Origin of the sequence: uncultured Eudoraea sp. (assembly GCF_947260015.1) — a bacterium.
Classification (GTDB): Bacteria; Bacteroidota; Bacteroidia; order Flavobacteriales; family Flavobacteriaceae; genus Eudoraea.
Genome location: NZ_CAMYOM010000002.1, coordinates 62,389 through 75,147 on the forward strand (window position 1 = coordinate 62,389; position 12,759 = coordinate 75,147).

The following is a 12,759-nucleotide window of genomic DNA, read 5'->3' on the forward strand; positions in this document are numbered from 1 at the left end:
TCAATTAAAGAAATATAAAATGAGTACGGAAACAATTAACAAAGATATCTTACGTGGTGGCCAGTTTTTGGTTAAAAAAACAAATTGTGAAGATGTTTTTACGCTTGAAGATCTGACCGAAGAGCAAAAAATGATGCGTGAAAGCACCAAGGATTTTGTAGATCGTGAACTGTGGGCGCATTGGGAAAGATTTGAAAAAAAGGATTATGCCTTTACCGAAGAGTGCATGCGCAAAGCCGGAGAATTAGGCCTGTTGAGTGTTGCTGTTCCTGAGGCCTATGGGGGTCTGGGCATGGGATTCGTTTCCACGATGTTGGTATGTGATTATATTTCTGGCGCTACAGGTTCATTTAGTACGGCTTTTGGAGCGCATACCGGAATAGGAACTATGCCAATCACCCTTTACGGAACAGAAGAGCAAAAAAAGAAATATGTACCCAAACTTGCATCAGGTGAATGGTTCGGAGCCTACTGTCTTACCGAACCCGGTGCGGGTTCAGATGCGAATTCCGGAAAAACCAAGGCTGTATTATCCAAAGATGGAAAGCACTATCATATTAGCGGGCAAAAAATGTGGATTTCCAATGCAGGCTTCTGTAAATTATTTATTGTTTTTGCCAGAATAGAAGACGATAAAAACATTACGGGCTTTATCGTTGAAAATGATCCTTCTAATGGTATTACCATGGGAGATGAAGAAAAAAAATTAGGTATTCACTCATCCTCCACCCGCCAGGTATTTTTTAGCGATACCAAGGTCCCTGTTGAAAATATGTTGTCTGAGCGGGGGAATGGATTTAAGATTGCAATGAACGCTTTGAATATTGGAAGAATTAAGTTAGCTGCAGCTTGTCTTGAAGCTCAAAGGAGAGTGCTGGGTGAGGCGGTTAATTACGCCAACGAAAGGATTCAATTTAAAACTCCAATCATAAATTTCGGTGCTATCAAAGCAAAGATTGCGCAAATGGCTACGAATGCCTATGCGGGAGAATCTGCCTGTTATAGGGCTGCTAAGAATATTGAAGACAGGATAGCCATTCGTGTTGCTGAAGGTAATTCACATCAGGAAGCCGAACTAAAAGGTGTTGAGGAGTATGCCATAGAATGTTCTATACTAAAGGTGTCAGTATCTGAAGACGTTCAACAAACAACAGATGAAGGTATCCAGATCTTTGGCGGAATGGGTTTTAGCGCAGATACCCCAATGGAATCAGCCTGGAGGGATGCCCGTATAGCACGTATTTATGAAGGAACTAATGAAATAAACAGGATGTTAGCGGTTGGCATGCTTGTGAAAAAAGCAATGAAAGGCCATGTAGATTTATTGGGCCCGGCAACTAAGGTGGCTGATGAACTTATGGGAATACCTTCATTTGATACTCCTGATTATTCCAAGCTCTTTTCAGAAGAAAACGATATGATAGCGCGACTGAAGAAGGTGTTTCTTATGGTTGCCGGAAGTGCAGTACAAAAGTTTGGCACTGATCTGGAAAAACACCAGCAGGTGTTATTGGCTGCATCAGACATATTAATAGAAATATATATGGCCGAATCTACCATCCTTAGAACTGAAAAAAATGCCCAAAGAACTGGAGAAGAGAACCAGGCTACACAAATTGCAATGTCCAGGCTGTATTTATACAATGCGGTAGATATAGTGATTCAAAAAGGCAAGGAAGCAATAGTTTCATTTACAGATGGTGATGAACAACGTATGATGCTTATGGGATTAAAACGATTTACTAAGTACACTAATCAGCCTAATGTTGCGTCGCTCCGAATGCAAATTGCGGAAAAGGTGGCTTCAGATAATGCCTATAGTTTTGATTAATTCAGTTCAATTTATTTGAAATAGAAAAACCGCTCAATTGAGCGGTTTTTTATTTTTAGAATCTTCTGAAATAGCTTTTTGTTTAATTCTGTGAATTCAGAACACCATAGTTAGCCGAATAGTTTAACATCTGCTCTTCGAAACTCGCAGGCTGAACAATTTCAACTTCAATAATCTCACCTTCTGCACTAGCAGTTGGGACCAGTACAGGATTAACAAATCCGCTATAGGGAGCAGACTTAAATTGGGCATTTCTATCTAACACTTCCGCGTGTAATGCCTGATCTACTTTAACTCCATAACCTTCCACCAATTCCTGAGCAGCTTTAAAATCACCTTCAGACTTAATCCTTTGAGTTTCGCTTAATAATTCTCCAAATAATTCACGTAATTCCTCGTAGTCATTGATATTGTAATATGTCTTACCGTCCCTGGTTATTTTTTCTATGACATTGTTAGGCTTACCTTTTTCAAATACCCAGGCTGATACCCATTGTCTGTTCACCATATGATCCTCTTCCACATCATCTCCTAATTCTAATCTTACCAATTGGGTCATCAGACCATTTCTTATATATTCATCGTATGAGGCTTTAGACGTTTCTTCCCAGTTTTCTACCAGACCCAATTCCTCTAGTTTAGGATCCATAACAAAATACAGTCCTACCAGATCTGCTCTGCCTTCTTCTATTGTAGATCGATAATTTTTTAAGGTTTCCTTAGGTTGCCCAACACCCGGATTTATTTGACCCGAAGCATGACCAATTACTTCGTGCAATGCGGTATGTAATTTATCCGCCAGTTTACCGTATTTTTCTTCAAACCTGATTTCCTCTTCATCATTGGCAAACTCTTTTAATCTGCCACTGCCTCCGGCATTACTATAAGCATCAACTATATTTCCTAATGACACAGACTTACTGCCATGGTCACGGCGGATCCAATTATTATTTGGGAGATTCACACCGATAGGAGTACTTGGGGACGCATCACCCGCCTCTCCGGCAACATTAACCGTCTTATAGGAAACACCAACTACATTCTCCTTTTTATGCTCTTCCATTAAGGGAGAATTATCTTCAAACCATTGCGCATTTTCTGAGAGTACAGCCATTTTTTTTGACATATCAAAATCGTTTATCTCAACTATGCTCTCGTAAGATCCCCTATAACCCTTAGGATCATTATAAACTTCTATAAAGCCATTTATCCAATCAATATTTCCTTGAGTGGAAGTCGCCCATTCTATAGAGTACATATCCCATACATCTAGACTGCCTGTTTTGTAATAGTCTATCAGTAATCCTAAAGTCTTGGCTTGTTTTTCGTTTTCCGCCACAGTCTTAGCTTCTTCCAGCCATTTGATTATTTCGTCTATAGCAGTACCATACAAACCTCCCGATTTCCATACCTTCTCCACCAATTTGCCGTTCTCCTTTACCAGAGTAGAATTCAAGCCAGTTTCTATTGGACGACCCTCAGGGCCTTTATATGCCGTTTTATAAAATTCATCCACATCGGCATCGGTGATATCTGGAGAATAAAAATTAACCGCTGAAGAGGCCACATTATCAACTCCTTTTTTCTTGTTCACCTTTTTACTATCCATTTCATTAAAAATAACCTCAAAGGCCTCTCCCTCAAATTCCGTATTTGTTTCTGCAAGTAAATAATTTAAATATTCTTTAGAAAAACCGGGCTTTATTTTATCGTTGGAATAGTGATGATGAATTCCACTGGAGAACCATACTCGTTTTAAATACACTTCAAATGAGGTCCAGTCATTGGTCGATTTATCACCCGCAAAGGTGGTGTAAATGTTTTCTAATGCCTCCCTTACTTCGAGATTATGCCTGTAATTCTGATCCCATATTATGTCACGACCGGCCAAACCAGCCTGCGTTAAAAAATAAACCAATTTTTTTTCTTTCAAGGTTAATTCCTCAAAACCGGGAACCTGATAACGTAATACTCTCAGGTCTGCGAACTGATCTACTACGTATTCAAATTCTTTTGCTGTGATTAACGCAGTCTCCTCTGGCATTACTTTTTCCTTACAAGACCATAATACTAATACGACAAGAAAACTACTAACAACATGTTTCAATTTCATGATTTTATACCTTTTAATTTAATCTTACAAATCTACGAAACATTACCGATTTGTTATACTTGTTAGAGACAAGTTTCTATGTCTGATATTCATTTTCTTAACTTGTGAATTATAAATGGTAGGCTTGTTTAACAAAAACTAACTTTCTAATTTTAAAGCATGGACAAAGAACTTTTAAAAGCTGCTTATTCTCCGGAGGATTTTAGAGAAAACGGGCATCAATTAGTAGATATTTTAGCCGATCATCTGAATAAAACCAGGAATAAAACTTCATCCAAGGTTATCAATTGGGAAATACCCTCGGAACAATACAAATTCTGGAATAACTTTCTATTAAATGGAAAACCATCCGACTTGAATAATGAAATCCTTAAGCGGAGCATACACCTGCATCATCCTCATTATATGGGACATCAGATAAGTCCGGTTGCACCAGTTACCGGCTTAACAAGTTTATTAAATGCGATACTCAACAATGGAATGGGCATCTATGAAATGGGAATGGCCCCAACTGCGATGGAGCGTGTTGTAGTTGAACAATTATGTAAGGAAATTGGATACGATAAAAAGTCCGATGGATTTTTAACGTCAGGTGGTACATTAGCAAATCTCACAGCGCTCCTAAGTGCCCGTAATAAAAGAGCCGGGAATGATGTATGGGAAAATGGCATGTCCAATAAATTGGCCATAATGGTATCGGAGGAAGCACATTACTGCATAGACAGAGCTGTCAGAATCATGGGATTAGGGGAAAAAGGAATTGTAAAAATACCTGTTGGCGAAAATTTTGCTTTAAACACAGCGCTCTTAGAAGAATCCTACAACAAGACTATTCAGGAAGGGTATGAAATTATAGCTATTGTAGGAAGTGCGCCTTCAACCGCTACCGGGATTTACGAAGACCTGGATGCTATTGGAGATTTTGCCTTGGAGAAAGGAATTTGGTTCCATATTGATGCAGCACATGGCGGCGGAGCTATATATTCTTCAAAATACAAGACATTGCTAAAGGGAATGAAGAAGGCTGACTCTATTGTTATAGATGGACACAAAATGATGATGATGCCCTCAATTACAACGGCTTTGTTGTTTAAGGAAGGTCAGGACTCGCATAATACTTTTAGGCAAAAAGCAGACTATTTACTACAGGAGTCGCAGGAGGAAGATTGGTATAATCTTGCAAAGCGAACTTTTGAATGCACCAAATATATGATGAGCCTTCATTGGTATACCTTACTTAAAATTTATGGTAAAGAATTATTTGATGAGTTCGTCACAACGCTTTATGATCTGGGACAAAAGTTTGGTGAGATATTAGAAAAAGATCCATTCTTTGAAATAGCAGTAAAACCAATGTCAAATATCATTTGTTTCAGATTTATGAATAAAGACAAGGATCTTCACAGCCTGAATATGATCAATGCAAAAGTTCGTCAAAAACTCCTTGAAGAAGGTAATTTCTATATTGTGCAAACAAAAATTAAAGGAATTATTTACCTAAGGGCTACTATTATGAATCCATTCACAAATGAAAAACACTTTAAGGAATTGCTCGAAAATATTAAAAGAAAAGCTATTCTTTTATTAAATGTATAATTCATCTAACTCAAAAGGACATAAGGCCTTTCTTCCCGGTTAATTGTTAACGCATAGACTCCAATACTTTCTCCTCACTGTCCTTGTTAGCAAAATTAACCGCACATTCTATTAAGGCCAAATGCGAGTAAGCCTGTGGGAAATTCCCCAGTAACCTTTTTGTTTTGAAATCAATATCTTCACTAAAAAGCCCTAAATGATTACTATAGCTCAATAACTTATCAAAAAGCTGTTGTGCCCTTTCTTCTTCTCCTATCTTAAACAGGCTGTTTATAAACCAGAATGTACAAATAGTAAATGAGGATGAAGGTAAACCAAAATCGTCCTTATTCTTATATCTGTAAAGCAATCCATCATTGCTTAACTCTTTTTCTATTGCCAATACTGTGCTTACATATTTAGGGTCCTTTGCATTGATAAATCCATAAGACTCCATCAATAAGACAGAGGCATCTAAGTGGGTAGATCCATAAGACTGCGTAAAGGCGTTCACTTCACTGTTCCAGGAATTCGAATAAATATCTTCTTTTATTTCCTGTTCTAATTTTACCCATTTTTCAAGTTTCCGGGTTTTCTTTAATATCCTGGCAACTTTTATTGCCCGGTCTATTGCCACCCAACAAAGTACTTTAGAAAAAGTGAAATGTTTATCTTCTGTTCTCAACTCCCAAATCCCCTTATCAGCCTCTTTCCAATGCCTTGATACTATCCAGACAATGCCTTTTGTTATACCCCATAATTCTTCTCCATTCTCCATATTAGTGCTAAATTTGACCAATTGGGCGTGAATTACATCCATTAGAATACCATATATATCATTTTGCTTTTGCTCATAAGCAGCATTACCTACGCGCACCGGTTTGGAGCCTTTATATCCACTTAAGTGATCAAGAGTCTCCTCAGTTAGGTTTTTTTCCTTATTAATGCCGTACATTATCTGGAGTTTCTCATCTTTATCCGGAATAAGATCAATAATAAACTGGAGATACCTCCGGGCGACGTTCTTATGTCCTAATTGAGCCATAACTTTAATAACCATTGAAGCATCCCTAATCCAACAAAACCGATAATCCCAATTTCTAACTTCCCCAATAGTCTCGGGTAAAGAAGTTGTGGCAGCCGCCAGAACAGCACCAGTTTTGTCATAACTCAATAGTTTAAGAGTTATGGCGCTTCTTGTAATTTCCTTATTATATTGATTGTATGTTGGTGTTCTATTGGTCCAGTTTAACCAATAGACTTTGGTGTTTTCAAGATCTAAATAAATTTTCCTTGTAGTGGGTTGTAATATCTTTTCGTTATACCCCAATAGAAAGTATCCATTTTTTGTGACCTCGAGCTCCCGTCCATCCATAACTGCATTTTTGTTGAATGAAGTATATAAAAAGACTGTATCAAATTTTTCGTTGTCAGTAAGGCTAACAATAAAGTTCTTTTTTACATAAGACCGGGTCTCCCCGAGGGCATACTCCAGTTTTGGGTCATAGAGCACTTTAAATCTGGGCTTCCCTTTTATGTGTCTCACATGGCGAGCTAATTCGGGTGGTGCATGATAATTCCCATTTTCTGCATAATACCTTGGCATAAAATCGTGCAGTTCAAACGTATTGTCTCCATCAGAATACCTGGTAATCAGGACAGCTGTATTTTTCTTATATCGCTGGCTTATTGAGTACTCTTCCGAAACATGAATTTCAAAACTTCCCCCAATTTTATCATCCAGTATCTTTGCAAAAACCGATGACGAGTCAAATTCAGGTAAACAACACCACTCAAGCGAACCTGTTTTGGAAATTAATGCTGCACTCCTGCAATTTCCGATAATACCATAATCTAAATTGTCCATAATTGAATTATCCGCTAAAAGTTCCTTATTAATTGTTATTGCACTGCAATTTGACGAAATTTAGAAAAATAAAAATCAATTCCCCGTAATTTTATACAATACATGAGCAAAACTATCATAATCTCAAATAGACTCCCCGTTCAATTGCAAATTAGCAATGGTAACATTAATGCAATACCAAGTGTTGGAGGTTTGGCTACTGGTATGAAATCGGTTCATTCTGGTGGAGATAGCCTTTGGATTGGATGGAGTGGCCTAACAGATGAGGAAATTCCAACGAAACTGGCCGCCAAAATAGATAAAGCACTTGCAGAACATGGTTCTTCCAAGGTTAACCTCAATGAGGAGGAAGTAAACGGATTTTATTTTGGATTCAGCAATCGTACGGTCTGGCCCCTATTTCATTATTTTTTAGAATATGCAGAATTTGAATTAGATAGCTGGCTGACCTATAAGTCGGTCAACCAAAAATTTGCCGATGCAATAATAGAAAAGGCTGGTGAAGATGATACAATTTGGATACATGATTACCAATTGATGCTGGTGCCAAAAATGGTTAGAGATAAGCGCCCCAATTTGTCAATTGGATTCTTTCTGCATATTCCTTTTCCATCATATGAGATTTTCCGGACATTACCATGGCGTGAAGAGGTACTGGAAGGTTTATTAGGATCAGATTTGATAGGCTTTCACACCTATGATTATGAACGTCACTTTTTAAGTTCTGTGAGAAGGTTATTGGGTGCTGAAGTTAGTTTTAATGATATCTATGTTGATAACAGAATTGTAAAAGCAGATTCCTTTCCAATGGGAATAGACTATAAAAAATTTAGTGATGCAGCCAAAACACATCAGCAGAATAGTGAAGCGCAGCAATCTGATCTACAACGCAGGCTCGATCTTCATAAAAAATCAAGTCCGGATGCTAAGTTAATTGTATCTATTGATCGTCTGGATTATAGCAAAGGTATAGCCAAGCGTTTACATGCATTTAAATACTTTCTGGATAAATACCCCGAATACAAAGAAAAGATCAGGCTCATAATTTTAGCGGTTCCGTCACGCTCCAATGTCCCACAATATCAACTTTTAAAAAAGGAGATTGATGAGCTTGTAGGACGAATTAATGGTGAATTATCTACGGTTAGCTGGACACCCATTTGGTATTTTTACAGATCGCTTCCTTTTGAGAATTTAATTGATTTATACACTTCGAGTGATATTGCCTGGTTGACCCCCATCCGGGACGGAATGAATCTGGTTGCTAAAGAATATATTGCGACAAGAACAGATAAAACCGGGGTTCTTATTTTGAGCGAAATGGCTGGTTCTGCCAATGAAATGAATGAAGCTTTACTTATTAATCCAAATAATTTTGAGCAGATTGCCGATGCCTTAGTCATGGCTATAAATATGCCTGAATTAGAACAGCAAAGAAGAAATACGATACTTCAAAAGCGTCTTGAACGCTATAATGTTGAAAAATGGGCCAATGATTTTATGAACTCATTACAGACACAAAAAGACATGGATACGGCCATTGTTTCAAAACGCCTTACTGAAACCCTGTTAAAAAGCGTACTTCAAGATTACCATAAAGCTAAAAAACGGCTATTTTTCATTGACTATGATGGTACGTTAACCGGTTTTAAAATTGATCCACAAAAAGCAAGTCCGGATAAAGAGTTATATAATTTGCTAGACCAACTAAACAAAAAGGAAGGCAACGATATCTATTTAATTAGCGGGCGAGATAAAGAAACTTTTTCTCGCTGGTTTTTGCCCAAAAAGTATAATATGATAGTGGAGCATGGGGTTTGGATTTCAGAACAAGGTGAAGAATTTAAAATGCTGGAAAATGTTAAAAAAGACTGGATGGAAAAAATATATCCGGTATTGGAATCATTTGTAGACAGAACCCCCGGCTCCTTTATAGAAGAAAAGAATTATTCCCTGGCTTGGCATTATAGAAATACCGACCCTGACTTTGGAGCCAATAGGGCCACTGAATTGAATACAGTACTAACGAGTCTTATTGGTAATGATGATATAAGCGTACTTAGCGGCAACAAAGTAATGGAAATTAAGAGTAGTAATGTTAATAAAGGCAGGGCAGCTATGCGGGTAGCGGCACAGAAGGATTATGACTTTATTTTTGCCATTGGGGATGATTGGACAGATGAATTTATGTTTCAGGAACTTCCTGAAGAGTCAGTGACTATTAAAGTAGGGATGCAAAATACCCAAGCTAAATATTATATTGAAAGTGTTTCGCGAGTACGAAGTATATTGAAAAATTTTATTTAGTGTTAATAATACGTTTTAGGTCTTATTTTACCTGTCATGTAGTATTGAAAACATGGAAGTAATAATTTGATAAAACTGACATTTACTTTTATATCTATTCCATATGTCGTTTTAGGACAAAAAGCAGATGTATCTTTTCTGATTGAATTTTAGATTTAACATTATTAGGATAGCTAATTTGTAAAAATTCCTGATCCTAGTCGTATTTTAGTTGAATATATTGGAAACTAATCCCTCCTAAGTTAAATAGTCAATGAAAATATTTTCTATTTTTTTACTATTGGTCTCAGCTTTTACCTATTCTCAAAGTGATTCTCGCTTATATGGGATCATTGATAATGTTTCATCTGATCGTTTAAGAAATGATGTAACAACCCTAACGAACTTTGGGACCAGACATACACTAAGTGATACGACTTCAGCGACGAGAGGGATTGGTGCAGCCAGACGCTGGATAAAAAATGAATTTGAAAAAATTTCCGATAATTGTAATAGCTGTCTGGAAGTGTTTTACCAAAGAGATTTAGTAAAAGAAGGTGAGAACGAACGTATTGTCCACGATGTTTGGGTTGTGAATGTTGTGGCTATCCAACGCGGCAGTAAGTACCCTAATAAGTTTATTATTATGAGTGGTGATATTGATTCCAGGGTTAGTGATCCTACTAATTTTACCTCAGATTCCCCTGGCGCAAATGACAATGCCAGCGGTATGGCCGGTGCCATTGAAGCAGCCAGAGTACTAAGCAAATACAACTTTGAAAGTAGTATTATTTATGCAGGATTATCGGGTGAAGAGCAAGGACTTTTCGGAGGAAAAGGTCTCGCTGCTTATGCCAAGCAAAAAGGATGGGAAATATTGGGAATATTGAACAATGATATGATTGGAAATATAAGCGGTGTAGACGGGGTAGTGAGCAATCGCGATTTTAGAATCTTTTCAGAACCCGTACCTCCCACAGAAACAGAACAACAGCGTAAAGCAAGAAGATTCTATGGGGGAGAAGTAGATGGAATATCCCGGCAATTAGCAAGATATGTTTATAAAACAACTAAAATGTATATGCCGGAAATGAATCCTATACTAATTTACAGACTGGATCGTTTTGGTAGAGGAGGACACCACAGACCATTTAATGATGCCGGTTTTGCAGGTATCAGGATAATGGAAGCCCATGAAAATTATACCCAGCAACATCAGGATATCAGAATGGAAAATGGAATAGCCTACGGCGATGTATTGAAACATGTGAATTTTGAGTATGCGAAAAAACTTACGGCCGTTAACGCTATAAATTTAGCATCAATTGCCTCTGCACCCTCTGCTCCGGAAGAAGTACAAATAGGAGGTATAGTACAAGCTTCGGTAAAATTAAAATGGAGCAAGTCGGAAGGAGCTACTGGATACAAAATTTACTGGCGTAATACCACATCACCTACATGGGATCACAGTCGTTATGTTGGAGATATGAATTCCTTCACATTAGATGGGATAGTCATTGATAATTTCTTTTTTGGTGTTGCGGCTGTTGGAGCAAATGGACATGAAAGTATTATTGTATTTCCAAATCGAATTTTTAGAGAATAAGAAAACATTATGTATAGAAGAAACCTACCCCGAGTCTTTATCTTCATCATTTTGCTTGCACCTTTCTTGAATTCCTGCGAATCAGTGAAAGAAACAGACAAGGAAGCTATAAACAAGCTTTATTTGCCCGATTTAAACCTGCTCTATGAAGATTATGATGAACTAGATAGCACAGGGGCGTACAATACTTTTGCATATAAATTGGTAAATGCCAATAGAGATCTGAAGTCTTCAGAATTATACGTAGAAGCGGCATCGTTATATGCTCAGGCCGGGCAATCAGATTCTGTAGCTATTTTATTGCATAAAGCCATAGATAATGGCATGGCCAACCCAAAAATAATCTCCAAACTGCGTGGTGTAAAAATTTATAAGGATAAGCCTCTATGGCAAGACCTTCAAATAAGATTAGACTCCATACAACTGCAACTTCAGGATGTTTCTCACTACAGCATGGAAATAGGTTCAATGAATCTTTTTTGGGACTATTTTGATAGAGCTTCGAAAGATACTGCCAACGCTAAAGATATATTTAAAGAATTTATTTTTAAAGGACCAAGAGAGTTACGTGATTTTTATGTAGTTCGATACATAAATTTGAACAATATGTATGGGCAAATGATTAATGCCTCACCTGATTACTTCCAGTACTTAAAAAATCAGTTTAATGCGGATAGCATAAACACATTAAAATCGAAAACTGCCGGATGGATGCGAAGTTTTAAAAATATTTATCCAAAAGCCGTTTTTCCAAAGGTATTTGTGGTACCGGGTATTTTAAACTCTGGTGGAACAGCGACCGAAATGGGAATGTTTGTAGGAGGTGATATGTATGGCAAATCTGACGAAATGCCCACTGCTGGCTTAACCATTTGGCAAAAGGAAGCTATCATGAAGATTTCAGACCTTCCGGGACTTACGATACATGAATTAATGCACTTTCAACAAAATTATCAGGATACTGAAAATAATGAAACAGTGTTAGCCCAGGTTATTAGTGAAGGTGTATGTGATTTTCTGGTGGAATTATGTTCAGGGGAAGAATTAAAGAATTCCAATCTTATGTATCTTAGTGATGAAAAAAATGAGCTGAGAATAATGAATGACCTAAAAAACGATTTGTTTTCCGAGGACAATTCCAAATGGCTGTATAATGGAGGTGCAATTAACGACAGGCCTCATGATCTGGGATATACGGTAGGATACCTGATTTCTAAATCATATTACCAGCTTGCTCCAGATAAGCAGAAGGCCGTATTTGAACTTTTAAATACAGATGACTTTTTATCTATTCTTAAGGAAAGTGATTATGCTTTTCTCCTGGAAAAGGACCTTTAATTCATTGATTCTTATATTATAAAAGCAAATATCATATACGTGCCATTCTCCCTTTAAGTAATATTAGTATATGAGTAGAAAAAAGTAAAGTAGAAATAAAAACTGCTACAACTAAAAGGGCCTTTATAAAATAGCCATTGAAA

General features: G+C 37.3%; 7 protein-coding genes. 5 read left to right on the plus strand and 2 right to left on the minus strand.

Annotated elements, in window-relative coordinates:
- The first annotated feature begins 19 nt into the window (after positions 1-19).
- Positions 20-1,831, plus strand: coding sequence for an acyl-CoA dehydrogenase family protein (locus Q0X66_RS01645; protein ID WP_297702740.1), 1,812 nt, complete (start codon positions 20-22; stop codon positions 1,829-1,831).
- A gap of 82 nt (positions 1,832-1,913) precedes the next feature.
- Here the strand turns inward: Q0X66_RS01645 and Q0X66_RS01650 are convergent, their stop codons facing one another.
- On the minus strand, positions 1,914-3,944 hold the full coding sequence (locus tag Q0X66_RS01650) for a dihydrofolate reductase (RefSeq protein WP_297702741.1): 2,031 nt from the start codon (positions 3,942-3,944) through the stop codon (positions 1,914-1,916).
- A 159-nt stretch (positions 3,945-4,103) separates the two neighbouring features.
- On the opposite strand from Q0X66_RS01650, the gene Q0X66_RS01655 reads away from it, so the two are divergent.
- Positions 4,104-5,540 carry a pyridoxal-dependent decarboxylase gene (locus Q0X66_RS01655; protein WP_297702742.1) on the plus strand — a complete coding sequence of 479 codons (1,437 nt, stop codon included), beginning with the start codon at positions 4,104-4,106 and terminating at the stop codon, positions 5,538-5,540.
- A gap of 46 nt (positions 5,541-5,586) precedes the next feature.
- On the opposite strand, the gene Q0X66_RS01660 is transcribed toward Q0X66_RS01655, so the two are convergent.
- The gene (locus Q0X66_RS01660; RefSeq protein ID WP_297702743.1) at positions 5,587-7,386 is read right to left on the minus strand and encodes a glycoside hydrolase family 15 protein; all 1,800 of its coding nucleotides are present in this window, start codon (positions 7,384-7,386) and stop codon (positions 5,587-5,589) included.
- Positions 7,387-7,488: 102 nt separating this feature from the next.
- Between Q0X66_RS01660 and Q0X66_RS01665 the strand changes: the two genes are divergently transcribed.
- The 3 genes from Q0X66_RS01665 to Q0X66_RS01675 all read left to right on the plus strand — a co-directional run bounded on the left by Q0X66_RS01665 (position 7,489) and on the right by Q0X66_RS01675 (position 12,616).
- Complete coding sequence (locus Q0X66_RS01665; protein ID WP_297702744.1) at positions 7,489-9,693, plus strand: bifunctional alpha,alpha-trehalose-phosphate synthase (UDP-forming)/trehalose-phosphatase; 2,205 nt, start codon at positions 7,489-7,491, stop codon at positions 9,691-9,693.
- 253 nt (positions 9,694-9,946) lie between these two features.
- Complete coding sequence (locus Q0X66_RS01670) at positions 9,947-11,278, plus strand: M28 family metallopeptidase (RefSeq protein ID WP_297702745.1); 1,332 nt, start codon at positions 9,947-9,949, stop codon at positions 11,276-11,278.
- Positions 11,279-11,362: 84 nt separating this feature from the next.
- Positions 11,363-12,616, plus strand: coding sequence for a DUF2268 domain-containing putative Zn-dependent protease (locus Q0X66_RS01675; protein ID WP_297702746.1), 1,254 nt, complete (start codon positions 11,363-11,365; stop codon positions 12,614-12,616).
- Positions 12,617-12,759: the final 143 nt, after the last annotated feature.